This window comes from Streptomyces sp. NPDC093111 (assembly GCF_040683955.1).
Lineage (GTDB): Bacteria > Actinomycetota > Actinomycetes > Streptomycetales > Streptomycetaceae > Streptomyces.
The window spans coordinates 81,322-105,986 of record NZ_JBFBNW010000018.1 but is presented as its reverse complement, the minus strand read 5'-3'; the positions used below and the strand labels follow the sequence as shown (position 1 = coordinate 105,986).

The 24,665-nt window shown below is 71.7% G+C and carries 24 protein-coding genes and 1 tRNA gene; 9 read left to right on the top strand and 16 right to left on the bottom strand.

Annotation, left to right across the window (positions count from 1 at the left end):
- Positions 1–196 precede the first annotated feature (196 nt).
- From AB0Q96_RS29270 to ureA, 6 genes are all read right to left on the bottom strand, one after another.
- Positions 197–1,531: an MFS transporter gene (locus AB0Q96_RS29270; RefSeq protein ID WP_365330630.1), complete on the bottom strand. Its 1,335-nt coding sequence runs from the start codon at positions 1,529–1,531 to the stop codon at positions 197–199.
- Between the two features lie 66 nt (positions 1,532–1,597).
- The gene (locus AB0Q96_RS29265; RefSeq protein WP_365330698.1) at positions 1,598–2,152 is read right to left on the bottom strand and encodes a TetR/AcrR family transcriptional regulator; all 555 of its coding nucleotides are present in this window, start codon (positions 2,150–2,152) and stop codon (positions 1,598–1,600) included.
- 176 nt (positions 2,153–2,328) lie between these two features.
- Positions 2,329–2,403: transfer RNA gene (locus AB0Q96_RS29260), tRNA-Ser, on the bottom strand.
- A 78-nt stretch (positions 2,404–2,481) separates the two neighbouring features.
- Entirely contained in the window at positions 2,482–3,498 is a 1,017-nt protein-coding gene (locus AB0Q96_RS29255) for an agmatine deiminase family protein (RefSeq protein ID WP_365330628.1), read from the bottom strand.
- A gap of 19 nt (positions 3,499–3,517) precedes the next feature.
- On the bottom strand, positions 3,518–5,200 hold the full coding sequence (locus AB0Q96_RS29250) for an urease subunit alpha (RefSeq protein WP_365330626.1): 1,683 nt from the start codon (positions 5,198–5,200) through the stop codon (positions 3,518–3,520).
- On the bottom strand, positions 5,200–6,027 hold the full coding sequence (gene ureA / locus AB0Q96_RS29245) for an urease subunit gamma (RefSeq protein WP_365330624.1): 828 nt from the start codon (positions 6,025–6,027) through the stop codon (positions 5,200–5,202). The genes AB0Q96_RS29250 and ureA overlap by 1 nt, the downstream gene beginning before the upstream one ends.
- A gap of 151 nt (positions 6,028–6,178) precedes the next feature.
- Here ureA and AB0Q96_RS29240 point away from each other — a divergent pair, with 151 nt between their 5' ends.
- The gene (locus AB0Q96_RS29240; protein WP_365330622.1) at positions 6,179–7,702 is read left to right on the top strand and encodes a cytosine permease; all 1,524 of its coding nucleotides are present in this window, start codon (positions 6,179–6,181) and stop codon (positions 7,700–7,702) included.
- 4 nt (positions 7,703–7,706) lie between these two features.
- On the opposite strand, the gene AB0Q96_RS29235 is transcribed toward AB0Q96_RS29240, so the two are convergent.
- From AB0Q96_RS29235 to AB0Q96_RS29225, 3 genes are all read right to left on the bottom strand, one after another.
- The gene (locus tag AB0Q96_RS29235) at positions 7,707–8,798 is read right to left on the bottom strand and encodes a branched-chain amino acid aminotransferase (RefSeq protein ID WP_365330620.1); all 1,092 of its coding nucleotides are present in this window, start codon (positions 8,796–8,798) and stop codon (positions 7,707–7,709) included.
- Between the two features lie 245 nt (positions 8,799–9,043).
- Positions 9,044–10,084 (bottom strand): 3-isopropylmalate dehydrogenase, encoded by a 1,041-nt coding sequence (locus AB0Q96_RS29230; protein WP_365330619.1) that lies wholly within the window; start codon positions 10,082–10,084, stop codon positions 9,044–9,046.
- Positions 10,085–10,207: 123 nt separating this feature from the next.
- Entirely contained in the window at positions 10,208–10,339 is a 132-nt protein-coding gene (locus tag AB0Q96_RS29225) for a hypothetical protein (protein ID WP_365330617.1), read from the bottom strand.
- Between the two features lie 290 nt (positions 10,340–10,629).
- On the opposite strand from AB0Q96_RS29225, the gene AB0Q96_RS29220 reads away from it, so the two are divergent.
- The 3 genes from AB0Q96_RS29220 to AB0Q96_RS29210 all read left to right on the top strand — a co-directional run bounded on the left by AB0Q96_RS29220 (position 10,630) and on the right by AB0Q96_RS29210 (position 12,751).
- Positions 10,630–10,971, top strand: a complete 342-nt coding sequence (locus tag AB0Q96_RS29220) for a helix-turn-helix transcriptional regulator (RefSeq protein WP_365330615.1) — start codon at positions 10,630–10,632, stop codon at positions 10,969–10,971.
- On the top strand, positions 10,968–11,726 hold the full coding sequence (locus tag AB0Q96_RS29215; RefSeq protein WP_365330613.1) for a hypothetical protein: 759 nt from the start codon (positions 10,968–10,970) through the stop codon (positions 11,724–11,726). Before AB0Q96_RS29220 ends, AB0Q96_RS29215 begins: the two co-directional genes overlap by 4 nt.
- Before the next feature lie 119 nt (positions 11,727–11,845).
- The gene (locus tag AB0Q96_RS29210) at positions 11,846–12,751 is read left to right on the top strand and encodes an alpha/beta fold hydrolase (protein ID WP_365330611.1); all 906 of its coding nucleotides are present in this window, start codon (positions 11,846–11,848) and stop codon (positions 12,749–12,751) included.
- A gap of 72 nt (positions 12,752–12,823) precedes the next feature.
- Here AB0Q96_RS29210 and AB0Q96_RS29205 read toward each other — a convergent pair whose 3' ends face one another.
- Together AB0Q96_RS29205 and AB0Q96_RS29200 are read right to left on the bottom strand one after the other, a co-directional pair.
- Positions 12,824–13,141 (bottom strand): 4a-hydroxytetrahydrobiopterin dehydratase, encoded by a 318-nt coding sequence (locus tag AB0Q96_RS29205; RefSeq protein ID WP_365330609.1) that lies wholly within the window; start codon positions 13,139–13,141, stop codon positions 12,824–12,826.
- Between the two features lies 1 nt (position 13,142).
- The gene (locus AB0Q96_RS29200) at positions 13,143–14,384 is read right to left on the bottom strand and encodes a Twin-arginine translocation pathway signal (protein WP_365330607.1); all 1,242 of its coding nucleotides are present in this window, start codon (positions 14,382–14,384) and stop codon (positions 13,143–13,145) included.
- 331 nt (positions 14,385–14,715) lie between these two features.
- On the opposite strand from AB0Q96_RS29200, the gene AB0Q96_RS29195 reads away from it, so the two are divergent.
- The 4 genes from AB0Q96_RS29195 (at position 14,716) to AB0Q96_RS29180 (ending at position 17,854) form a co-directional block, all read left to right on the top strand.
- A complete protein-coding gene (locus AB0Q96_RS29195; protein WP_365330606.1) occupies positions 14,716–15,237 on the top strand; it encodes a hypothetical protein in 522 nt (173 codons plus the stop codon).
- Positions 15,238–15,407: 170 nt separating this feature from the next.
- A complete protein-coding gene (gene tgmA / locus AB0Q96_RS29190; RefSeq protein ID WP_365330604.1) occupies positions 15,408–15,698 on the top strand; it encodes a putative ATP-grasp-modified RiPP in 291 nt (96 codons plus the stop codon).
- Positions 15,699–15,704: 6 nt separating this feature from the next.
- A complete protein-coding gene (tgmB, locus tag AB0Q96_RS29185) occupies positions 15,705–16,667 on the top strand; it encodes an ATP-grasp ribosomal peptide maturase (protein ID WP_365330602.1) in 963 nt (320 codons plus the stop codon).
- Positions 16,664–17,854, top strand: a complete 1,191-nt coding sequence (locus tag AB0Q96_RS29180; RefSeq protein ID WP_365330600.1) for a methyltransferase domain-containing protein — start codon at positions 16,664–16,666, stop codon at positions 17,852–17,854. The genes tgmB and AB0Q96_RS29180 overlap by 4 nt, the downstream gene beginning before the upstream one ends.
- 125 nt (positions 17,855–17,979) lie before the next feature.
- On the opposite strand, the gene pruA is transcribed toward AB0Q96_RS29180, so the two are convergent.
- Together pruA and AB0Q96_RS29170 are read right to left on the bottom strand one after the other, a co-directional pair.
- On the bottom strand, positions 17,980–19,611 hold the full coding sequence (gene pruA, locus AB0Q96_RS29175) for an L-glutamate gamma-semialdehyde dehydrogenase (protein ID WP_365330598.1): 1,632 nt from the start codon (positions 19,609–19,611) through the stop codon (positions 17,980–17,982).
- A gap of 33 nt (positions 19,612–19,644) precedes the next feature.
- On the bottom strand, positions 19,645–20,571 hold the full coding sequence (locus AB0Q96_RS29170) for a proline dehydrogenase family protein (RefSeq protein WP_365330596.1): 927 nt from the start codon (positions 20,569–20,571) through the stop codon (positions 19,645–19,647).
- A gap of 193 nt (positions 20,572–20,764) precedes the next feature.
- Here AB0Q96_RS29170 and AB0Q96_RS29165 point away from each other — a divergent pair, with 193 nt between their 5' ends.
- Complete coding sequence (locus tag AB0Q96_RS29165; RefSeq protein ID WP_365330594.1) at positions 20,765–21,937, top strand: helix-turn-helix domain-containing protein; 1,173 nt, start codon at positions 20,765–20,767, stop codon at positions 21,935–21,937.
- 22 nt (positions 21,938–21,959) lie between these two features.
- On the opposite strand, the gene AB0Q96_RS29160 is transcribed toward AB0Q96_RS29165, so the two are convergent.
- The 3 genes from AB0Q96_RS29160 to serA all read right to left on the bottom strand — a co-directional run bounded on the left by AB0Q96_RS29160 (position 21,960) and on the right by serA (position 24,480).
- The gene (locus tag AB0Q96_RS29160) at positions 21,960–22,109 is read right to left on the bottom strand and encodes a hypothetical protein (protein WP_365330592.1); all 150 of its coding nucleotides are present in this window, start codon (positions 22,107–22,109) and stop codon (positions 21,960–21,962) included.
- Between the two features lie 113 nt (positions 22,110–22,222).
- Positions 22,223–22,801 (bottom strand): TetR/AcrR family transcriptional regulator, encoded by a 579-nt coding sequence (locus tag AB0Q96_RS29155; protein WP_365330590.1) that lies wholly within the window; start codon positions 22,799–22,801, stop codon positions 22,223–22,225.
- Between the two features lie 89 nt (positions 22,802–22,890).
- Entirely contained in the window at positions 22,891–24,480 is a 1,590-nt protein-coding gene (gene serA / locus AB0Q96_RS29150) for a phosphoglycerate dehydrogenase (protein WP_365330588.1), read from the bottom strand.
- Positions 24,481–24,665 lie beyond the last annotated feature (185 nt).

The following is a 24,665-nucleotide window of genomic DNA, read 5'->3' as shown; positions in this document are numbered from 1 at the left end:
GCGCGCTGCTGCCGATAATCATGGTGGTAGCAAGCACGCCCGCAGTCTGCCACAGCCCGGTGGCCGAGAGGGGCGTGGTCTCAGCATGCGGGCGGCCGGTCCGCGAACGGGCCGGGAGGGCCGGCCCGGGCCGCGAGGTCGGGACGCGCGCCGGGCCGCGCCGGGCCACGCCGGGCCGCGCGCCCGAGCCGTCGGCTCAGGACGCCGGGGCGGCGGCCTTCTCCGGCCCGTCGGCCCGCTGTCCCGGCAGCGCGCCGCCGACCCGGCCGAGGTCGATGTCGCGGGTCTCGCGCATCGTGAGGTAGACGACCAGCGAGACGGCCGCGCAGCCCGCCACGTACCAGAAGAAGCCGGACTCGATGCCGGCCTCCTTGAACCAGAGCGCCACGTACTCGGCCGTGCCGCCGAAGAGGGCGTTGGCGACGGCGTACGGCAGGGCGACGCCGAGGGCGCGGATGCCGGTCGGGAAGAGCTCGGCCTTCACGCAGGCGTTGATGGAGGTGTAGCCGGTGACCACGAGGAGCGCGAGGAGGGAGAGGCCGAGGGCCGGCCAGAAGGAGCCCGCGTGCCGGAGCATCGTCATGATCGGGACGGTCAGGAGGGTGGAGCCGACCGCGAAGGTGATGAGCAGCGGGCGGCGTCCGATCCGGTCGGAGAGGCGGCCGGCGAGCGGCTGGAGGCAGGCGAAGACGATCAGCGCGCAGAAGGAGACCAGGGTGGCGGTCTGCTTGGGCAGCCCGGCGGAGTTGGAGAGGTACTTCGTCAGGTAGGTGGTGTACGTGTAGTAGGCGACGGTGCCGCCCATGGTGAGCGCGACGACCAGGAAGGCCTCGCGCCGGTGCGCCCACAGCGCCTTGAGGGTGCCCTGTTCGCCGCGCGCGACCCCGGAGTCGGCGGACTCCGCGTACACCTCGGTCTCCAGCATGGCGCGGCGCAGGTAGAAGACGACGCCCGCGCCGAGGGCGCCGACGATGAAGGGGATGCGCCAGCCCCAGCTGTGCAGGGCCTCGGTGGACAGGGTGCGCTGGAGGACGATCTGGAGTCCCAGGCCGACGATCTGGCCGGCCGTCATCGACACGTACTGGAAGCTGGAGGCGAAGCCGCGGTGTTCCGGGGCGGATGCCTCGGTGAGGTAGGTGGCGCTGGCGGCGTACTCGCCGCCGACGGAGAGCCCCTGGAGGAGGCGGGCGACGAGGAGGACGGCGGCACCGCCGTATCCGGCGACGGCGTAGGTGGGGGCGACGGCGATGAGGACGGCCGAGGCGGACATCAGCGTCACGGTGAGGGTCAGCGCGGTCTTGCGGCCCTTGCGGTCGGCGACCCGGCCGAGGAGCCAGCCGCCGACCGGGCGCATGAAGAAGCCGACGGCGAAGATGCCGGCGGTGTTCATCAGCTTGGCGGTGTCGTTGCCCTCGGGGAAGAACGCCCCCGCGAAGTAGGTCGCGAAGCTGGCGTAGACGAACCAGTCGAACCACTCGACCATGTTGCCCGCGGACCCGACCCAGATCTTCTTCCAGTGCTCTCGTCCCATGGGCAGGAACCGTGCCGGAGGAAGCCCGTCGGCAACAAGGCCGTACCGCGCAACGATCGGGAGTACTTACGTGCCTTGAGGTCGCGCGATCAGGGTTTGATCAATGAACTCCCGTACGTGGCCCAGGACTTGCTCGCGTCCTGTACCCGGGATGCCGACCGCGACATGGACGCTGAAGCCGTCCAGGAGGGCCCGCATGCGGGTCCCGAACCGGTCGGGGTCGACCGCCCGGAACTCGCCGCGCGAGACGCCTTCGGCCAGGATCGCCACCAGGTCGCGGTGCCAGGCGCCCTCGATGGCGGCCTGCCGGGCGCGGGCGTCGTCGTCGGCGTTCTGCGACCGGTTCCAGACCTCCAGCCACAGCGTCCAGTGCGGGTCGCGCGGCCCCACCGGCACGTACACGTCCACGTAGCCGTCGAGCCGCTCCCGCGCGCTCCCGGGCCCGGACAGCAGCGCACTGCGCTCGGCACCGAGCCGCCCCTCGCTCCACTCCAGGGTCCGCAGCAGCAGCTCGTCCTTGGTGCGGAAGTAGTAGAGCAGGTGCCCGCTGCTCATCCCGACCTGGCGCCCGAGACCGGCCATGGTCAGCCCGTCGAGCCCGCGCTCGGCGATGGTGTCCATCGCGGCGGCGAGCACGTCCTCGCGGGGCGGGGCGGCCTGGTTGCGGCGGCGGGGGTGGGGGGTCGGGTCGTTGCTCTGACTCACTCGTACGTTCTACATGATCCGGCCGGGGGCTCCGTGCCCGCGGGCGGAGCGGCCGGGAGGCGAAGGGGGCGGGGCGGCCGGGGAGCGAAGGGGGCGGGGCGACCGGATTCGAACCGGCGTCCTCCGAGATGTCGTCGCGGCGCACTACCTCTGTGCTACGACCCCGCCCTTGACGCTCATCCTAGGGCGCCCGGCCGGCCCCGCACCACGGGTTTCGCGCGGGGCCGGGCCGGGCGCCGGGGCGGTCAGACCGCGGGCTGCTGCTGGGTGATGCAGTGGATGCCGCCGCCGCCCGCGAAGATCTGCCGCGCGTCCACCAGCACGACCTCGCGCTCCGGGAAGAGGCCGCGGAAGATCTCCGCCGCGACCTCGTCGTTCGGGTCGTCGAAGGCGCAGAGGACGACGCCGTCGTTGCACAGGTAGTGGTTGATGTACGAGTAGTCGACCCAGTCGCCCTCATCGTCCTTCAGGACGGTCGGGGCCGGGACCTCGATGACCTCCAGGGGGCGGCCCTGGGCGTCGGTCTGGCCGCGCAGGAGGTCGACGTAGAGCAGGGAGCGCGCGTGGTCCGGGTGGGCCGGGTCCCGCTGGCTGTGGACCAGGACGGTGCCGGGGCGGGCGAAGGCGGCGACGATGTCGACGTGGCCCTGGGTGCCGTACAGGCCGTAGTCGCCGGCCAGGCCGTGCGGGAGCCAGATCGCCTTGGTGGTGCCCAGCTTCGCGTGGATCTCCTCCTCGACCTGGAGGCGGCTCCACTCGGGGTTGCGGCCCGGACCGAGCTGGACGGTGTCGGTGAGGAGGACCGTGCCCTCGCCGTCGACGTGGATCGCGCCGCCCTCGTTGACGAGCGGGGAGGACAGGACGGGCACGCCGGCCGCGGCGGCGACATGGCGGGCGATCGTGGAGTCGTGCTCCCAGCGCGCCCAGTCCTGGCCGCCCCAGCCGTTGAACACCCAGTCGACCGCGGCCAGCCGCGTGCCGTCGGTGACGAAGGTCGGGCCGATGTCGCGCATCCAGGCGTCGTCCAGCTCGCGCTCGACGAGGTCGACGTCCGCGCCGAGGAGGGCGCGGGCGGATTCGGCGTCACCGGGGCCGACCACCATGGTGACCGGTTCGAAGCGGCGGACGGCGCGGGCCACGGAGGCCCAGGCGGTACGGGCCTCGGCGAGCTCCTCGGCGTTGGTGAAGGTCGGGTTGGGGCTGGGCCAGGCCATCCAGGTGCGCTCGTGGCGGGTCCACTCGGCGGGCATGCGGTACGTCATGGGCTGCGGTCCTAGCGGGTCAGAGGAAGTAGAGGCGGTTGAGGGAGACGGAGTCGGCCGCCTCGGAGCGGATCGGCGAACCGTCCAGCGAGACGAGGCCGCTGTGGCCGTCGACCTGGACGTCACCGATCCGGGAGTTGAGCAGCAGGTCCCCGGGGCCGATGCCGCGGGTGCCGCGCACGGCGACGCGGCGGCGGCGGGTCGGCATCCGGTCGGAGCCGAGGTCGACGGCGGCCTGGGCGACGAACGCGACCGAGAGGTCGGCCGGGGCCGCTCCGTGGGCGCCGAAGAGCGGGCCGAGGACGAGCGGCTGGCAGGTGTCGGTGGCGGCGTTCGGGTCGCCGGTGACGCCCCACGCGGGGAAGCCGGACTTCAGCACCATCTGCGGCTTGGCGCCGAAGTACTCGGGCCGCCACAGCACGATGTCGGCCATCTTGCCGACCTCGATGGAGCCGATCTCGTGGGCGAGGCCGTGGGCGATCGCCGGGTTGATGGTCAGCTTGGCCATGTAGCGGAGCACGCGCGCGTTGTCGTCGTGCGCGCCGTCGCCTTCGAGGGGGCCGAGCTCGGCCTTCATCTTGCCGGCCATGGCGAAGGTGCGGCGGACGGTCTCGCCGGCGCGGCCCATGCCCTGGGCGTCGGAGGAGGTGATGCCGATGGCGCCGAGGTCGTGCAGGACGTCCTCCGCGCCCATGGTCCCGGCCCTGATCCGGTCCCGCGCCATGGCCGCGTCGCCCGGCAGGTCCGTCTTCAGGTCGTGGACGGAGACGATCATGCCGTAGTGCTCGGCGACGGCGTCGCGTCCGAAGGGCAGCGTGGGGTTGGTGGAGGAGCCGATGACGTTCGGCACGCCCGCCATCTTCAGGACGTTGGGGACGTGACCGCCGCCGCAGCCCTCGATGTGGAAGGCATGGATCGTGCGCCCCTCCAGAACGCTCAGGGTGTCCTCGACGGACAGGCACTCGTTGAGGCCGTCGCTGTGCAGGGCGACCTGCACGTCGTGCTCCTCGGCGACCCGCAGCGCGGTGTCCAGGGCCCGGGTGTGGGCACCCATGTCCTCGTGCACCTTGAACCCGGACGCGCCGCCCTCGGCCAGCGCCTCCACGAGCGGGGCGGGGTCGGAGGAGGAGCCGCGGGCGAGGAAGCCGATGTTGACGGGCCAGGCGTCGAAGGCGCTGAAGGCGTGCCGCAGGGCCCAGGGCGAGTTGACGCCGACGCCCCAGACGGGGCCGAACTCCTGGCCGATGATGGTGGTGACGCCGCTCGCGAGCGAGGCCTCCATGATGCGCGGCGACAACAGGTGTACGTGGGTGTCGACGGCGCCGGCGGTGGCGATCAGGCCCTCGCCGGAGACGATCGAGGTCCCGGTGCCGACGACGACGTCGACGCCGTCGAGGGTGTCGGGGTTGCCGGCCCGGCCGATCGCGTGGATGCGCCCCTCGCGGATGCCGATGGACACCTTGCGGATGCCGAGGACGGCGTCGATCACGAGGACGTTGCTGATGACGACGTCGCAGGTCTCGCGGACCGAGGCGGCCTTCAGGAGCAGTCCGTCGCGGGCGGTCTTGCCGAAGCCGGCGAGGAACTCGTCGCCGCGCTTCTGGGAGTCGGACTCGACCCGGACGACGAGGCCGGAGTCGCCGAGGACGACCCGGTCGCCGGCACGGGGTCCGTGCACGGAGGCGTACTCGTAGGGATCCATCAGCTCTCCTCCTTGTCGGACGCGTCGCCGGGGGTGCCGGACGTGCCGGGGTCTGCGGACGTGCCGGGCGCACCCGGCGTGCCCGGATCGGCGGACGCTCCGGGGTCGACGGACGTGCCGGGCGTGCTGGCCGCTCCGGCCGCTCCCGGTCCCGCGCCGAGGTAGCCGCAGGCGGCGGCCCTGCGCAGGGCCTCCTCCTTCGCCCCGGGGGCGTCCAGCGGACCGTCCACCAGACCCGCGAAACCGATCGCCACCCGCGCACCACCGATCGGCACCAGACCCACCTCGGCCTCACCACCCGGATCGAAACGGAACGACGCACCCGCCGGAATCGCCAACCGCATCCCGTACGCCGCACCACGATCGAACGCCAACCGCGGATTCGCCTCGAAGAAATGGAAGTGCGAGGTCACACTCACCGGCACCGCCGCCGTGTTGCGGACCCGGAGCCGCAGCTCGGGCTCGCGGTCGGCGTGCTCGGCCCCCGGCAGCAGCGCGCCGGGCGCCCGCTCCCCGAGGGAGCCGCCGCCGATGGGCGCGGAGACCACCGCGAGCCGGGAACCGTCGTCGAAGACGGCCTCGACGTGGACCTCCGTGACGACGTCCGCGACGCCCGGCAGGACGTCCTCGGGGCCGAGGACGGAACGGGCCGCCTCGATCGCCTCGGCGAGTCGCTTGCCGTCGCGGGCCGCCTCGCAGACCGTGTCCGCGATGAGCGCGGTCGCCTCGGGGACATTGAGCCGCAGGCCCCGCGCCCGGCGGGCCCGGGCCAGCTCGGCGGCACCGAAGAGCAGCAGCCGGTCGCGTTCCGTGGGGGTCAGTCGCACGTGCCAAACACCTCCTGTTTGAGCGACACTCTAAATGCTCAAACCGAAGGTTCCAAGCATTGACGTCCGCAGTTCATGTGGGTCACATTGAGCGTCGCTCTAAATTCACCCCCCACGCGTCCCTGCCCCGCCCCCTCCCCCAGGAGACCCCATGGCGATAGAACAGCGCGGAGTCGACACCATCCCCGAAGCGGAACGCACCAGCGGCCCGCGCGACCTCGTCTCGATCCTGCTCGGCTCCAACCTCTGCCTGGGCGTGATCGTCTTCGGCTGGCTGCCGGTCTCCTTCGGGCTCGGCCTGTGGGCCTCGGTCACCTCGGTCGTCACCGGCACGCTCGTCGGCGTGGCCGTCACCGCCCCGCTCGCGCTGATCTCGCTGCGCACCGCCACCAACCTGTCCACCTCCTCCGGCGCCTTCTTCGGCGTCCGCGGCCGGCTCGTCGGCTCGGTGGTCGGCCTGCTGCTCTCGCTGGGCTACACGGCGCTGACCCTGTGGATCGGCGGCGACGTGATGGTGGGCACCCTGGAGCGCCTGGTCGGCCTGCCGACCGGCGGCCTGGCGCACACCCTCGTGTACGCCCTGCTCGCCGCGCTCACCGTGGTCGGCGCGGTCTACGGCTACCGGCTGCTGCTGAAGCTGAGCCAGGCGCTCGCCGTCGGCATGACCCTGCTGCTCGGGCTCGGACTCCTCGCGTACGCCGGGGACTTCACCACCGCCGCGGTGCCGGACACCCCGTACCTGCTGGGTTCGTTCTGGCCGACCTGGCTGTTCGCGGCGGTCGCCGCCGGGCTCAGCGGGCCGGTCGCCTTCATCACCCTGCTCGGCGACTACACCCGCTACATCTCGCCCGCGAAGCACAGCCCGAGGAAGGTCTGGCGCGCCACCTGTCTGGGCCTCGTCGTGGGCCTGCTGATCCCTCAGCTCTTCGGCACGTACACGGCCCTGGCGGCCCGCGGCGGCGTGGAGTACGCCGGGCCGCTGGTCGCGGCCTCACCCGCCTGGTACCTGGTCCCGCTGCTGATCGCGGCGACCGCCGGCTCGGTCGGCAACGCCGGTCTGATGCTCTACTCGATGGGCCTCGACCTCGACGCGATCCTGCCGAAGGCCACCCGCGCCCGGGCCACGCTGGTCGTGGCGGCGGTCGCCACCGCCTTCGTCTTCCTGGGCCACTTCGCCTCGGACGCGCAGACCGCGATGACCTCGTTCGTGCTGCTGCTCACCGCGATCGGCACGCCCTGGGCGGTGATCACCCTGATCGGGCACGTGCGCCACGGGGGCCGGTACGACGCGGAGGCGCTCCAGGTCTACAACAAGCGCTCGCGCGGCGGCGTCTACTGGTACACGGCCGGCTGGCACCCGCGCGCCACCGCCTCCTGGGCGCTCGGCGCGGCGGTCGGCCTGGCCGCGGTGTCGACGCCGCTCTACGAGGGGCCGCTGCTCGCCCTGACCGGCGGGATCGACTGCAGCTTCGTCCTCTCGGGGATCGTCGGCGGTGTGCTGTACGCCGTCCTGACGCCGTCCCCGGCACGGGAGACGCCCGGGACGGACACGCCCGGGACGGAAACGGCCGAGACGACGAAAACGCCCGAGACTGAGAAGCCCGGGACGAAGACACCCGAGACGAAGACGCCCGGGACGGAGACCGTCCCGGGCGTCCTGGCCGACAGGGGCTAGCCCGTCACTTGCCCAGCTCGTGCACCCAGCCGTGGGTGTCCTCGGCCTTGCCGGTCTGGATCGCGAGCAGGGCCTCGCGCAGCTTCATCGTGACCTCGCCGGGCTCGCCGCCCGAGTGGTGCCACTCGCCGCGGGCGGACTTGACCGTACCGACGGGGGTGATGACGGCGGCGGTGCCGCAGGCGAAGACCTCGGTGAGGGTGCCGGCCGCGGCGTCCGCCTGCCACTGGTCGATGGAGACGCGGGCCTCCTCCGACTCGTAACCGAGGTCGCGGGCGACCTGGAGCAGCGAGTCGCGGGTGATGCCCGCGAGCAGGGAGCCGGTGAGGGTCGGGGTGACGATCTTGTTCCCGTACACGAAGTACAGGTTCATGCCGCCCAGTTCCTCGACCCACTTGTGCTCGACGGCGTCGAGGTAGGCGACCTGGATGCAGCCCTTCTCGGCGGCCTCGGCCTGGGCGAGCAGGGACGCGGCGTAGTTGCCGCCGGTCTTGGCGTCGCCGACGCCGCCGGGGACGGCGCGGACTCGGTCCTCGGAGGCCCAGATGGCGACCGGCTTGACGCCGTCCGGGAAGTAGGCGCCCGCCGGGGAGGCGATGACGACGAAGAGGTACTCGTTGGCCGGGCGGACACCCAGGCCGACCTCCGTGGCGATCATGAACGGACGCAGGTAGAGGGACTCCTCGCCGCCGTGCGCCGGCACCCACGCCGCGTCCTGGCGGACCAGGGCGTCACAGGCCTCGATGAAGGTCTCGACCGGGAGCTCCGGCATGCCGAGGCGGTGCGCGGAGAACTGGAAGCGGCGGCCGTTGGCGTCGGGGCGGAAGGTGGCGACCGAACCGTCGGGACGGCGGTAGGCCTTCAGGCCCTCGAAGATCTCCTGGGCGTAGTGGAGGACGCTCGTCGCCGGGTCGAGCGAGAGCGGGCCGTAGGGCACCAGCTGCCCGTCGTGCCAGCCCCGGCCCTCCGTCCAGCGGATGGTGACCATGTGGTCGGTGAAGTGGCGGCCGAATCCCGGGTTGGCCAGGATCGCCTCGCGCTCCGCGTCGGACAGCGGGCTGGAGGAGGGCTTGAGCTCGATGGTGGGCGTCGTCATGAGTGCTTGTCCTTCACCGGTTGTGTGTGTCGGACCGCGCTCACGCCGCTAGGCAGTACTGCTAGGACGTCCGAGCTTTCCCGCATGCCGCGGCCCCACGTTCGATTATCGCTCGTGGTGGCCGCTGCATGAAACGGTGTGGTGACGCGGTCCAGGGTTCGATGGTGGCACCCTGCGACCGCATAGGTACAGCCGCCGGGTGCGGAGTGCGACCCGGCGGCTGGTGTGGAACGTTCAGCGGCGGGTCAGCTCGCTACGCGTACCGCGAGCGCGTCGCCGATCTCGGCCGTCGTACGGGAGGTGTCGCCGCGCTCGGTGAGGTCGGCGGCGACCGCCACCTCGATGCGGGCGGCCTCGGCCTCGTAGCCGAGGTGGCGCAGCAGCAGCGCGACGGAGAGCACGGTGGCCGTGGGGTCGGCCTTGCCCTGGCCCGCGATGTCCGGGGCGGAGCCGTGGACCGGCTCGAACATGGACGGGAACTCGCCGCCCGGGTTGATGTTCCCGGAGGCGGCGACGCCGATCCCGCCGGAGACGGCGGCGGCGAGGTCGGTGATGATGTCGCCGAAGAGGTTGTCGGTGACGATGACGTCGAAGCGGGCCGGGTCGGTGACGAGGAAGATCGTCGCGGCGTCGACGTGCAGGTAGTCGGTGGTGACCTCGGGGTACTCGGCCGCGACCTTGGCGAAGATGTTCGTCCACAGGTGGCCCGCGAAGGTCAGCACGTTGTTCTTGTGGACCAGCGTGAGCTTCTTGCGGGGGCGGGCCTGGGCGCGGGCGAAGGCGTCCCGGACCACGCGCTCGACACCGTAGGCGGTGTTGACGGAGACCTCGGTGGCGACCTCGTGCGGGGTGCCCTTGCGGATGGTGCCGCCGTTGCCCGTGTACGGGCCCTCGGTGCCCTCGCGGACGACGACGAAGTCGATCTCGGGCTGGCCGGCGAGCGGGGTCGCGACGCCGGGGAGCAGCTTCGAGGGACGCAGGTTGACGTGGTGGTCGAAGGCGAAGCGCAGCTTCAGCAGGAAGCCCCGCTCCAGGACGCCGGAGGGGACCGACGGGTCGCCGATCGCGCCGAGCAGGATCGCGTCGTGGCCCTTGAGGGCGTCGAGGTCGGCGTCGGTGAGGGTCTCACCGGTGGCGTGGTAGCGCTTGGCGCCGAAGTCGTACTCCTTGGTCTCCAGCTTCACATCCTGGGGGAGGACGGCCGCGAGGACCTTGAGGCCCTCGGCCACGACCTCCTGGCCGATGCCGTCGCCGGGGATGACTGCGAGATCGATGCTGTGAGACATGTCGGCACCCTACTCTTCGTCCCATCGTCTGACACACCATGTCCAGGATGCGGACGATCCTCCGGGGCCGGGGGGAGTCGCGCCACAGGTCGGCGGGCGCGCCGGCACTCCCCCCCGGACGGGTCAGTGACCGGTCTCGCCGCCGTTGTCCCGGCGGTCGAGGGCGCGCTGGAGGGCGGCGGCGGCGTTCTTGCGGGCGTCGTCACTGGGGCGGGCGGCGGAGTGGCGGACGCGGCGGGTGGTCTGAGTGGTCATGAGAGATCGACTCCTTGAGATCAGCGTTGATCCGAGATCCACGGTGATGCGAGATCGGTGGTGATCGAAGGCGCCGGAAGGGGCGGGGAGCGCCGCCGCAGGGGTTGCCTGCTCGGGGCGTGGCGCTCTCGACCGCCCTGCGCTCGATGGAGCGGGACGTTCGGCTCCTACAAAGCTAGGACAGCTCGGCCGAACTGTCTCCACAATTACTCGGACTTCCTACTATCTGAGACGGCACTCGACTCACTACCTAGATTGTATTCCTACCTAGGTAGTGATGGAATGCGCCCATGGCCGCAGACCGCAGATCCAGCTGGCTCAAGGGAGTCCTCGACCTGCTCGTCCTCTCCTGCCTGACCGACGGTGAGAGTTACGGGTACGAGATCGCCAAGGCACTCGCCGGGGCGGGACTCGGCGAGATCAAGGGCGGGACGCTGTATCCCGTGCTGAACCGCCTGGAGGAGGCCGGCCTCGTCGAGGCCGAGTTCCGGGCCGCCGAACGGGGACCCGGACGCCGCTACTACCGGCTCACGGAGACCGGGCGGACCCATCTCGCGGCCGAGAGCGAGGCCTGGACGCAGTTCCACCGGGCCGTAGGCACCCAGTTGCACCCAGGGGGAACCACACGATGAGCACCCGGCCCACCGACACCCGCACCGACCGCTACTTCGCCGAACTGTCCGGCGCGCTGCGCGCCGCCGGGGTACCCGAGGAGCAGATCACCCGGACGGCCGACGAGCTGCGCGGCCACCTCGCCGAGTCCGGCACCGCGCCGGAGGAGGAGTTCGGCCCGGCCGCCCGCTTCGCGGCCTCCCTGGGCGGGCTCGCGCCGACGCCCGGGGAGCCGGACGAGGCGGCGGAGCGCTGGACCTGGACCGCGGACCTCTTCAACGACCGGCGGATGCTGACCGTCCACGGCGACCAGGGCTGGGAGGTCGAGCACCTGGACTCGCTGGGCCGCTTCGTCTGCCGCCGGGCGCCCGGGGCGCCGCTCGCCTGGGAGTACCGGCGCGAGGTGATCAGCGGCCGGCGCCGCGCGAAGGTGCTCGACGCGCTGGACCCCGAGGGCTGGGAGCTGTGCGGCGAGTGGCTGGTGTACGGCTACTTCAAGCGCCCCAAGGCGGCGACGGACGGCCCCGCGGGCGCCCTGGGCACGGTGCCCGCCACCCCCGCCCGGCGCCTCTTCCTGAGCCGCCGCGCCAAGGGCCTGCTGGCCGCCTGGGCCGTGGCCACGGGCGCCGCGTACCTGTCGCTGGGGCTGCCGGGACTCGCGATGCTGATCGCCCTGGGCGGGGCGCTGTCGGCGGTGTACACGGCCAAGCTGGAGACGGCGCGGGGCGAGGCGGCGGCGAAGAACGCGACACCGGCGAAGAACACCGAGGAGTGACCGAGAGCCGGCCCGGACACCCCACCCCCATCTAACCCTTAAAAAGCCATTGACAGGTTAGCCACCACGGGCTTGACTCTGCCCATAACCAGTCATGCGCAAAAGAGGGGTTAGAAGAAATGTCCGCGTCCCCCGCCCTGCCCGCCCTCCCCGTCCACCACCGCACCGTCACCGTCCGCGGCCACGAGATCTTCTACCGGGAGGCGGGCCCCGCCGACGCCCCCGTCCTGCTTCTGCTGCACGGCTTCCCGACCAGCTCGCACATGTTCCGCGACCTGATCCCCCGGCTCGCCCACCGCTACCGCCTGATCGCCCCCGACCACCTGGGCTTCGGCCGCAGCGCCGCCCCGGACGCCGCCGACTTCCCGTACACCTTCGCCGAACTGGCGGCACTGACCTCCGCGTTCACCGAGACCCTCGGCCTCGACCGCTTCGCCCTCTACATCCAGGACTACGGCTCCCCCATCGGCCTGCGCCTCGCCCTCGCGCACCCCGAGCGGATCACCGCGATCATCAGCCAGAACGGCAACGCCTACGAGGAGGGCCTCGGCGCCGACGCCTGGGCCCCGGTCCTCGCCCTGATCGCCGACCGCACCCCCGAGACCGAGGCCCCGGTCCGCGCGATCCGCTCCCTCGACGGCATCCGCTGGCAGTACGAGACGGGCGTCCCCGCCGAGTTCCGCGAGCTCCTCAGCCCGGACGCCTGGCACCACGACGCCGCCCTCATGGCCCGCGAGGGCCAGGACGCGATCCAGCTCGGCCTGATCGCCGACTACGGCACGAACTTCGCCCTCTACCCGGCCTTCCAGGAGTACTTCCGCACCTCCCGGGTCCCCCTCCTGGCCGTCTGGGGCGAGGGCGACGAGGTCTTCCTCCCGGCCGGCGCCGAAGCCTTCCGCCACGACCTCCCGGACGCCGAGATCCACCTCCTCCCCACCGGCCACTTCGCCCTGGAGACCCACGCCCCGCAGATCGCGTCACTGATCGACGACTTCCTGAAGCGGCACGTGCCGAAGGCGCAATGAGAACCGCCCCCGTCCTCGGTTGGCCGGCTCGCCCTCCGCCCAGCGGAGGGGGCGCCTTCGTCGTGCCCGCGGTCAGTCGTTCAAGGGCTGCGCGTCGTGCGCCGCGGCGATGGCATCGATGCGCTCAGCAAGATCAAAATCTGCTCGTGTGAGCTTGTACCCAGCGTCGTGCGTCGTGATCCCGAACCGGATGCGCCCCCACCTCAGGTCGATGTCGGCGTGGTGGCTGATGAGCCGCTCGACGTCCGCGACGTGGACGATCATCGCCACACCCCCGTGATACCGGATCGAGTACGACCGGGTGATCTCGTCTCCCTCGCGGCGCCAACCCGGCGCCTCGGCGAGGGCCGCTGCGATCTGCTCCTCGGTAAGCGGGACGTGCTCGGTCACGTCAGCCCCTCTCGGTCACGGGCGCCAGCACCTCGGCGAGGTCCCGCCCAACCGGGGCATCGTGCCACGGGCGCATGGCCCGATCCAGGGCGGCAAGCTCCCTGCGCATCCTGGCCGATCCGGTCTCGACAGCGATCTGTGCCGCGGACCGCGCGATTTCAAGTGCCTGCTCCGGCTCCCGAGCCACGGCTGCCGCCGTAGCGTGCCGCGCCATGTAGACACCACGGTCCCGCCTCGCCGTCGACGGGACCAGGTCGAGAACCTGGGTCCACAGGGCGCCGGCCTCTGCGCCAAGCCCCAGACGTCCGTAGCAAGTCGCCCGCTGAACCTCCAGGTATCCAGGTGTCCGGCGGCACGCGTTGCCCCATGGAAGATCGTCATCCACGCGGGCGAGCAGGCCGTCGGCCCCGTCGATGAGTTGATCAACGGCGCTTCGATCGCCGGTGAGGCTTGCCCCGTGGGCCTGCTGTTGCATGGCCATGATCCTGACCTTGGGCACGACTCGGTGAGCGTCGTCGAGGGCGGCCTCGCACAGGTCGATCACCCCATACCCGTCTCCTAGATCGGTACGGACCTGAGCCTGATTCACCAGCGAGTAGCCGATCAGGTGCGGATCGCGGGACCGTACCGCTATCTCCTGCGTGACCCCGCGCCAGAATGTGGCGGCGCCGAGATCGCCGGCGTCCTGGTACAGCCACCCGACGAGCGCGGCGTACGCGGCGCCGACACGCAGCAACCCGCGGCGTGTCTCCCCCTTGGACGAGCGGACGAGCTTGTCGATGAGCTGGTATTGGGCGGCCACTGTGCCGATGAGGTCGTGCGGGCCGAGGAACATGTCCGCGCGGTAGTGGCCTTCCAACTGCTCCTGGAAGTACGTGATAAGGGCCGGGTCGACGTGTTGCGGCACCGTCGGCCCCGGCAGGAGCGCGGCAGCGGTGACCGTGACGAACGCGCGTCTCACATCAACCTCTTCGTGGTGCTCCGGCCGGATCCAGCCCGGCGGTGTGGTGAACCCGAGGTCCTCGGGCCAGCGGCCCAACGCGTCGTGGAGGACGACGGAGGTCTCCTCGGCCGGCCAGCCCGGCCGCTCGCCCTCCCACCGGCGCCACGTGCGGGCGGAGACGGTGAAGTGCAGGTCGTCGAGCAGCCTCTGCCCGTGAGTCTGGAGGCCCGCGGCGGCCTGCTCGATGGTGCGCCAGCCGTGGCGGAGCCTTGCGGCTCGGAGGGCGTCATTGCGGCTCATGCCGCCAGTGTGGGGTGTCATCGGGGTCGCCTTCGGCGGTGGCCGTGACGTGGCCATGGGTGGCCACTCGATGGCCTATCTGCTCGATGCCGTACCCGCCCATCATCGACGTGCAGCCGAAGGGGCGTACAGCAGATGCGCATAGGCCCCTCCATCGATGTAGGGAGCGGCATATGCACGAGCAGCCTCTCGGCAACTGGTCCTCCGCACACCACCTGGCACAGGCTGCCCGCGACATGGCGACGGCCGTCAGGGAGTACCGCGGAGGTAGACAGCGAGCCCCGTTCATGAGCCGCACCTTGCTCCCGCTGCCCCCTACGGACGCGGCCCTGTGAGTGGCCGACCCCTCGGACGGCTCGGTGGGGGCGTCAAGGACCAACCAACCTTCCGTCCGATTCCCGGCCCTGGATTCGTCGCGACCCTGCTCACCTCCACGTGGCTCACCACGCCCGAGGACGCCGACCCGTTGGGGTGGCTGCTCGTAGCGCACGCCGGGGCCCGTCGTGCCGGGGAGACCCCGCAGAGCGTCGAGGCGAGCCTCATGGGCATGGCGGAAACGCTCTGCCTGGCGCCCGCGGCCCGGACCCTGCGCAACTGCGGGGAGCGGCTGATCGTACGGGCCGGTGCCGCCGCCCTTCACTACGGACATCCCACGACCGTGCTGCGTCTGTCTCACACGGCCCGGTCCTGGATGACGCACGTCAGCCGTGGGGGGCCGGTCGTGATCGCCCTCGGCCTCGACCCCATCCCGCCGGGGGCCGGACGGGACGCCGTCGAGGAGTACCTCCACCGCGCCGCTCGGGCCGGTCGCGTGCACCTGGGGGCGACCGGCCTCTACCGCGGCCGGGCATAGGAGACGGGCCGCCCCGGAGTGGACCAGACCCCGGGCCGACCCGCCGGATGCCGAACCTACGAGCCCCGTCCCGCGCGCGTGATCCGCTCCGCGTCGCAGGGCGGTCAACCGCACCACCATCCGTCGGCCGCACCAGGCGACCGACACCCCGACACTGGAGGAACCCACTCATGACCACCGCCATTGCGGACCCGCGAGCCGCCTTCCCGCTGGGATCGCGCACCTTACGGAGCAGCGAACCCCCGAGCCAGGAAGGCGCCCGCCCCTGGGTCCTCCGGGGCGCCCGCGTCCCCGACGCCACGCAGGCCATCGTGATGCCGTCGGTCGTCTACGACGAGGAGTCGCAGATGTCCGTGGGCCTGTACGACGGCCCGCTCCCCTACATGCAGACCCACGTCCCCACCGTTCCCGACGGGGACGCGAAGAACCCGCCGCCGCTCGACGAGGGCCCGAAGGACTGACCGCCGATGCCCGCCGTGCTCGTGATCGCAGCTCGCGACGACCTCCCGACGGACCGCGTCGTCAAGGCACTCACGGACGGTGGGGCGGAGGTGTTCCGCATGGACACCGCCGCGTTTCCGCAGGAACTCACCCTCGCCGGGCGCATCGACGCCCGGCGAGGGTGGGCCGGCGGACTCGCCACCGCCCACCGCGCCCTGGACCTCTCCGACGTCTCCGCCGTCTACTACCGCGCCCCGAACCCCTTCGACTTCCCCGCCGGCCTCTCCGGACCCGAGCGCCGGTTCGCCGCCGCCCAAGCCCGCGCCGGCCTCGGCGGCGTCATCACCGCGCTCGACTGCCGCTGGGTCAACCACCCGTCCCACATGTCCCGTGCCGAGTACAAGCCGTTGCAGCTCTCCACCGCACGCACCTGCGGCTTGGCCATCCCGCCGACGCTGATCACCAACAGCGCCGACGCTGTGCGGGCGTTCTGGGGCGACGTCGGCGGGCAGCTGATCTGCAAGCCAGTGGCGAGCCCCGTGTTCATCGAGGGGGACCAGCTCAAGACCGTGTACACCCGCCGTGTCACCGAGGCCGACCTCGACGACCTGCACGGCATCGAGACCACGGCGCACCTGTTCCAGGCATGGGTGGCCAAGGCGTACGAGGTGCGCCTCACCGTCGTGGGCCCGCGCCTGCTCGCCGCCGAGGTGCACGCCGGCAGCACCGCCGCACACACCGACTGGCGCAGCGACTACGCATCCCTCACCTACCGCCCCACCACGACCCCCGGCGATGTCGCCGAAGGCGTGCGACGGTTCATGGACACCGTCGGCCTGTCCTACGCCGCCCTCGACTTCGTCGTCTCCCCCGACGGGCAGTGGACGTTCCTGGAGGCGAATCCCTGCGGTCAGTGGGACTGGATCGAACACGCCACCGGCCTGCCCATCTCTACCGCCATCGCCGACGAACTGCGAGGAGTCTCATGAGTGCTTCCACCATCGAGCGGGCCCGCCCCCACATGACCAGCCTGACCACCGAGCTGATCAGAGCGGGAGCCATCCGCTCGCGCGAGTGGACGCACGTCTTCGGCGACGTGCCGCGGCACTTGTTCGTGCCCCGCTGGTTCCAGCAAGACCAGAACGAGCGCGGCATCACCGTCTGGCGCGAGCACCGCGGCGCAGCCACCGACGACGACCTCGAAGCCGTCTACCGCGATCAGACCCTCGTCACCGCCCTGGACCCGGACACCGCCGAGCGGGTCGACGACACCGCGTGGACCGGCATCCCCACCTCGTCCAGCACCCTGCCGAGCCTCATGGCCGGCATGCTCGAAGACCTCACGGTGAAGGACGGCCACCGCGTCCTCGAAGTCGGCACCGGCACCGGCTACAACGCCGCCCTGCTGAGCGCACGCCTCGGCGAGCACCTCGTGCACTCCGTCGACATCGACCCCGACACCATCCGCGACGCGCGCGAGCACCTCGCCTCCGCCGGATTCGTCCCGCAGGTCGTCGCGGGGGACGGAACCCGCGGCTACCCCGAGGGCGGCACGTTCGACCGGATCATCGCCACCTGTTCCGTACCCGTCGTGCCCGCCGCATGGATCGAGCAGAGCGAGCCCGGCACGATCATCGTGGCCGACATCGCCCTCGGCATCGAGGGCGGACTGGTCCGCCTCAAGGTCGACGACCGAGGCCGCGCAGCCGGCCGATTCACCACGACCGCCGGCCGCTTCATGGCCGCGCGCTCCGAGGCCAAGAAGTACCCGCCGCGACAGGGCCCCGAGCGCGCCCCGGAAACAGGGACGCTGCCCTCGGCGGTCTCCGCAGCCGACATCCGCGCTCACTACGCCTTCCGCCTCCTCCTCTCGGTCAGCCTGCCCGAGGCGGAACTCGTCTATCACCTCGACGACGCGGGGAACACGTCACTCCAGATCCACGGCCCCGACGGCTCGTGGGCCCGGGCCGCCCTCGCCGGTGATCACGCCTGGACGATCACCTACGGCGGAGACCCCGGCCTCTGGCGTCAGGTCGAGGCCGCGTGGCTGTGGTGGTGCAAGGCCGGCCGCCCGTCGCACGACACGTTCACGTACACCCGCGAGGCAGACGGCCGCGCATACGCCTCGTACGCCCCCGACGGGTCCCGGTGGAACCTCCCCACCGTCCGGGCGTAGAGCGCGCCGCGTCGACGACTTCCTGACACGTCACCCACCGAAGGCGCAATGAGAACCGCCCCCGTCCTCGGTTGGGGGACCGGGGAGGGGGGCGGTGATCAGGGGCCTCCGGGGAGGCGGGGGCGTCAGCCCATGTGGGGGTAGCCGTACTCGGTCGGCGGGACCAGGGTCTCCTTGATGGCGCGGGTCAGCGTCCAGCGCATCAGGTTCTGCGGGGCGCCGGCCTTGTCGTTGGTGCCGGAGGCGCGGCCGCCGCCGAAGGGCTGCTGGCCGACGACGGCGCCGGTCGACTTGTCGTTGATGTAGAAGTTGCCCGCGGCGAAGCGGAGCTTCTCCATCGTGTAAGCGGCGGCGGCGCGGTCGCCGGAGATGACCGAGCCGGTCAGCGCGTAGTCGGAGACCGACTCCATCTGGGTCAGCATCTCGTCGTACTTCGCGTCGTCGTAGACGTACACGGCGAGGATCGGGCCGAAGTACTCGGTCGTGAAGACCTCGTTCTCCGGGTCGCTGCACTCGATGACGGTCGGGCGGACGAAGTAGCCCTCCGAGTCGTCGTACGTGCCGCCGGCGACGATCGTGCAGGAGGCGTCGGCCTTCGCGCGGTCGATCGCGGCCTTGTTCTTGGCGAAGGAGCGGTCGTCGATGACGGCGCCGATGAAGTTCGACAGGTCGGTGACGTCACCCATGGTGATGCCGTCGACCTCGGCCGCGAACTCCTCCTTGAACCCGTCGTTCCAGATGGAGGCCGGGACGTACGCACGCGAGGACGCGGAGCACTTCTGGCCCTGGAACTCGAAGGAGCCACGGGTCAGCGCGGTCTTCAGGATGGCGCGGTCGGCGCTCGGGTGCGCGACGACGAAGTCCTTGCCGCCGGTCTCGCCGACGATCCGGGGGTAGGAGCGGTACTTCTCGATGTTCGTACCGACGGTCTTCCACAGGTGCTGGAAGGTCTTGGTCGAACCCGTGAAGTGGATGCCGGCCAGGTCGCGGTGGTTCAGGGCCACCTCGGAGACGGCGATGCCGTCGCCGGTCACCAGGTTGATGACGCCCTTCGGCAGACCGGCCTCCTCCAGGAGCTCCATGAGGAGCACGGCGGAGTGCGTCTGGGTCGGGGACGGCTTCCAGACCACCACGTTGCCCATCAGCGCGGGGGCGGTGGGCAGGTTGCCCGCGATGGCCGTGAAGTTGAACGGCGTGATCGCGTAGACGAAGCCCTCGAGGGGGCGGTGGTCCAGGCGGTTCCACACGCCGGGCGAGTTCGCCGGCGGCTGCTCGGCCAGGATCTGGCGGGCGTAGGCCACGTTGAAGCGCCAGAAGTCGACGAGCTCGCACGGGGTGTCGATCTCGGCCTGCTGGGCGGTCTTGGACTGACCCAGCATGGTGGAGGCGGCCAGCGTCTCGCGCCACGGGCCGGCGAGCAGCTCGGCGGCGCGCAGGATGATCGCCGCGCGGTCGTCGAAGGCCATCGCGCGCCAGGCCGGAGCGGCGGCCAGGGCGGCGTCGATCGCGTCCTGGGCGTCCTGCTGGGTGGCGCCGGCGAAGGTGCCGATGACGGCCTTGTGGTTGTGCGGCTGCACGACGTCGACGCGCTCGCCGCCGCCCATGCGCTTGACGCCACCGATGGTCATCGGCAGCTCGCGCGGGTTGTCGGCCAGCTCCTTGAGCTTGACCTCCAGACGGGCGCGCTCGGGGGAACCGGGGGCGTAGCCGTGCACCGGCTCGTTGACCGGAGCGGGGACCTGGGTGACAGCGTCCATGGGTCGCGGGACTCCTTCTTGAGGGGTGTGGGCTCAGCCCTTGGTGAGGATGGAGCGGACGAAGAAGAGCAGGTTGGCCGGCTTCTCCGCGAGGCGGCGCATGAAGTAGCCGTACCAGTCGGTGCCGTAGGCGGTGTAGACGCGCATCCGGTGGCCCTCGGCCGCGAGCCGGTTCTGCTCCTCGCTGCGGATGCCGTACAGCATCTGGAACTCGTACTCGTCCAGCTTGCGCCCGGCGCGGCGGGCGAGCTCCTGGCCGACGGCGATCAGGCGGGGGTCGTGGGACCCGATCATCGGGTAGCCCTCGCCCTCCATCAGGATCTTCATGATCCGGACGTAGGCCTTGTCGATCTCCGGCTTGTCCTGGATGGCGACCTCGGCGGGCTCCTTGTAGGCGCCCTTCACGATCCGCACGCGCGAGCCGTTGGCGGCGAGGCGGCGGGCGTCCTCCTCGGTGCGGAAGAGGTACGCCTGGATGACGCAGCCGGTCTGCGGGAAGTCCTTCCGCAGCTCCTCGTGGATGGCGAACATCGAGTCGAGGGTGGTGTGGTCCTCGGCGTCCAGGGTGACCGTGGTGCCGATCTCGGCGGCGGCGGTGACGACGGGGCGCACGTTCGCGAGGGCGAGCTCGTGCCCGTTCTCCAGCGACTGGCCGAACATCGACAGCTTCACGGACATCTCGGCGCGGGCCCCCAGGCCCAGCTCCTTGAGGCGCCCGATGAGCTCCAGGTAGGCGTCGCGGGCGGCGTGGGACTGCTCGACGGTGGTGATGTCCTCACCGACCACGTCGAGGGTGACCTCCAGGCCGCGGGCCGCCAGGTCCTGCACGATCGGGACGACGTCATTGACGGACTCACCGGCGATGAAGCGTGCCACGACCTGCTTGGTCCCGGGGGCGGCCGACACGAAACGGCGCATCTTGTCGCTGCGCGACGCGGCGAGGATCACGGGACCCAGCACGGGTACCTCCAGAGGGCAGGGTGACGAAAGGTGCTCTACCCGATCTTTCGCAAGCGATCGGAAACAGCACGAAGAACCACCGTGAAACCTAAGGACCGCTCCGATCGTCCGCCATCTACAGCTGTCACGCATCCGTGGCCACGCTCTCAGACATCTGTCTGAAGGACGGCGCGGGCGGTGGGAGAATGGCGCCGTGAAGGGCGATTACCAGGAGCTGGTGGACGAGATCTCGGCGCTGCTCGGCGCCCCCGCGACCCTGGAGAACCGGGATTTCGGGCTGATCGCCTTCGGCGCGCACGACAGCGACGACGACGAGGCGATGGACCCGGTCCGCACCCGGTCGATCCTGACCCGGAAGTCCACCCCCGCCGTCCGGGCCTGGTTCGAGGGCTTCGGCATCACCCGGGCGACCGGCCCGGTCCGCATCCCGGCCGCCCCCGACGCGGGCGTCTTCCGGGACCGGATCTGTCTGCCGGTACGCCATCGGGGTGTCGTCCTCGGCTACGTCTGGCTGCTGGACGCCGAGCCCGGCCCCTCGCACGCGCAGCTCACCGCCGCCATGGAGGTCGCCGCCCGGATCGGCGACCTGCTCGCCGACGAGGAGCGGGCCGGGGCGGACCTCTCCCGGGAGCTGCGGGCCGCCCTGTCGGCCGAGCGCGGCTGGCAGTACGACATGGCGCTCGCCGCCCTGCGCACCGCCCTCGGCCCGGACGCCGACGGTCTGCACGCCCTGGTCTGCCTGGCGCCCTGGCCCGCGGAGGACTCCCCCTCGCCGCGTACGGTGCCGGGCACGGCGGCCCTGTGCACGGTGCCGTGGCAGCCCGCGGCGGCCCCGGCCGGCGCCCCCGGCCCCGGTGGCGCCCCGCGCGCGCTCGCCGTGCTCGTCCGGCTCCGCTCGGCCGACAACCTGTCCCCCGCCGTCACCGCGGCCGACCGGCTGCGGAGTACGGCGGGCCTCGCGGCCGTCGCCGGGGTCGGCGCGCCCCGCCGGGGGCTCGCGGACCTCGACGTGTCCTGGCGCGAGGCCGGCTCGGCCGCCCGCGCGGCGACCGCCCAGCCGCGCCTCGGCCCGCTCGCGGAGTGGTCCGCGATCGGCCCGTACCGGCTGCTGACCGCGCTCCCGCCGGCCGGACCCGACCCGGCGGTCCGTCCCCTGCTGGCCCCGGCCCACGCCGAACTGGCCCGCACCGCCGAGGTGTTCCTCGACCACGCGGGCCAGGCGGGCCGCACGGCGACCGCTCTCGGCATCCACCGGCAGACCCTCTACTACCGCCTCTCCCGCGTCGAGCAGCTCACCGGCCTCGACCTGGACGCGGGCGAGGACCGGCTGCTGCTGCACATGGCGCTGAAGGCGGCCAGGCTGTAGGGGCGGGGTGTCCGGGCGGGGACTAGGCCCCGACGAGCTCCGCCTTGTTCATGGCGACGGTCCGGGCCGCGGGGGCGTCGGAGGTGAGCTTGGCGAGCTGGCCGGCCGCGCCGATGAGCAGTCCGGCGGCGAAGAGACCGATCAGGAACCTGGTGGTACGGCGCTGGGACACGGGGCCTCCTGGAGGCGGTGCGGGTGGGCGTGGTCCCCGCCATGACAGCAGCACCGCGACTCCGGAGGCGACGGCTCCGGGCGGTCTGTGACGATTCCAGGACGAACGGGACGTCAGTCCCGCTCCCCCATCAGCACCTTCAGGCCGGCCGTGAGGTCGTCCGCGGTCGGCGCGGTCTCCGGGTCGACCACCCACTGGATCATCACGCCGGTCGCGAGCGCCTGGAGCAGCAGCCCGGCGACGCGGGCCTTCTCGGGGTCCGCCGCGGGGTCGAGGCCGAGCATGCCCTCGGCCATGCCGAGCCGGCCCTCGCGCTGCGGCTCCTTGATCGCCTCGCGCAGCTTCTCGTCGTCGTCCAGCCGGGTGACGACCTCGGTCTGCAGCTTCCAGACCGGGCGGCTGCCCTCGGCGGCGCCGATCAGCGGCTCCCAGACGGCGCGGAAGCGCTCGTACGGGTCGGCGGGCGGCTGCTCCGCGCCCTCGGGGTCCGCCGCGCCGACCCGCTGACCCCACTCCTCGGTGAGGGCCAGGAAGGCCTGCTGGAGCAGGGCGTCCTTGGAGCCGTAGTGGTAGCCGATGGAGGCGAGGTTGGTGCCCGAGGCGGCCACCACGTCACGGGCGGTCGTGCGGGCGTAGCCCTTCTCCAGGAGGCAGCGCTTGGCGCCTTCGAGGAGGTCTTCCTTGTGTCCCATGGACAGCACTGTACCCGGCCGATAGACGCCCGTGTAAGACGAGCGTCTATCGGCCGGGTACGGAGAACGCGTCCGAGCGGACCCGTGCGTCAGACCAGGTCGACCGAGCGGGCCGAGTTGGCTCCGATCTCCTCGGAGATCTCGGCGATCACGGCCGCCGGGACCGTGTCGTCGACGGTGAGCACGACGAGCGCCTCGCCGCCCTCCTCGGTACGGGAGACCTGCATGCCCGCGATGTTCAGACCGGCCTCGCCGAGGATCCGGCCGACCGTGCCGACGACGCCCGGGCGGTCCTCGTAGCGCAGCACCACCATGTGGTCGGCGAGCGCCAAATCCACGTCGTAGTCGCCGACCGCGACGATCTTCTGCAGGTGCTTGGGGCCCGCGAGCGTGCCGGAGACCGAGACCTCCTGGCCGTCCGAGAGCGTGCCGCGCACGGTCACCACGTTGCGGTGGTCGGGCGACTCGGAGCTGGTGGTGAGACGCACCTCGACACCGCGCTCCTGCGCGAACAGCGGGGCGTTCACGTAGGACACGGTCTCGTCGACCACGTCCTCGAACACGCCCTTGAGCGCGGAGAGTTCGAGCACCTTCACATCGTGCTGGGTGATCTCGCCGTACACCTCGACGTCCAGCCGCACCGCGACCTCGCCGGCCAGCGCCGTGAAGATCCGGCCCAGCTTCTCGGCCAGCGGCAGACCCGGCTTCACGTCCTCGGCGATGACGCCGCCCTGCACGTTGACCGCGTCCGGGACGAGCTCGCCGGCGAGCGCCAGGCGCACCGAGCGGGCCACCGCGATGCCGGCCTTCTCCTGGGCCTCGTCGGTGGAGGCGCCCAGGTGCGGGGTGCAGACGACCTCGTCGAGCTCGAAGAGCGGCGAGTCGACGCAGGGCTCCTTCGCGTACACGTCGAGGCCCGCGCCGGCGACCCGGCCCTCCTTCAGCGCCGAGTACAGCGCCGCCTCGTCCACGATCCCGCCGCGCGCGGCGTTGACGATCCGGACCGAGGGCTTGACCTTGTGCAGCGCCTCGTCACCGATGAGACCGGCCGTCTCCGGGGTCTTGGGCAGGTGGACGGTGATGAAGTCGGCGACCTCCAGGAGCTCGTCCAGGGCCAGCAGCTTCACCCCCATCTGGGCGGCGCGGGCCGGCTGCACGTAGGGGTCGTACGCGACGATCTTCATGCCGAACGCGGACATGCGCTGGGCGACCAGGACGCCGATGCGGCCGAGGCCGACGACGCCGAGGGTCTTCTCGCTCAGCTCGACGCCCGTGTACTTCGAGCGCTTCCACTCGCCGTTCTTCAGCGCGGTGTTGGCCTGCGGGATGTTGCGCGCGGTGGCGACCAGGAGGCCGCAGGCGAGCTCGGCGGCGGTGACGATGTTGGAGGTCGGGGCGTTCACGACCATCACGCCGGCCTTGGTGGCCGAGGAGACGTCCACGTTGTCCAGGCCCACACCGGCGCGGGCGACGACCCGGAGCTTCTTCGCGGCGGCGATGGCCTCCGCGTCGACCTTGGTCGCGGAACGGATCAGGATGGCGTCGACGTCGGCGATCGCGGGGATCAGCTCGGCGCGGTCGGCGCCGTTGCAGTGCCGGATCTCGAAGTCCGGGCCCAGCGCGTCGACGGTGGCGGGCGACAGCTCTTCAGCGATGAGTACGACAGGTTTCGAGCTCACGTGAGTCCTCACAGATCCAGTGCGGACGGCCGTCCCGACGGCCGCAGGCGTGGAGGGGGCTTGCCGCGTGAAAGCGCACGACGCTGTGGGCCTGACGCGTATGTTGTTGAGCAGTGTAGTGGTGCGTCGGCGCAGCTCATACGCCTCGTTGGAAGGATCACCCGTCCGTGGTTGGACGGGGTGTC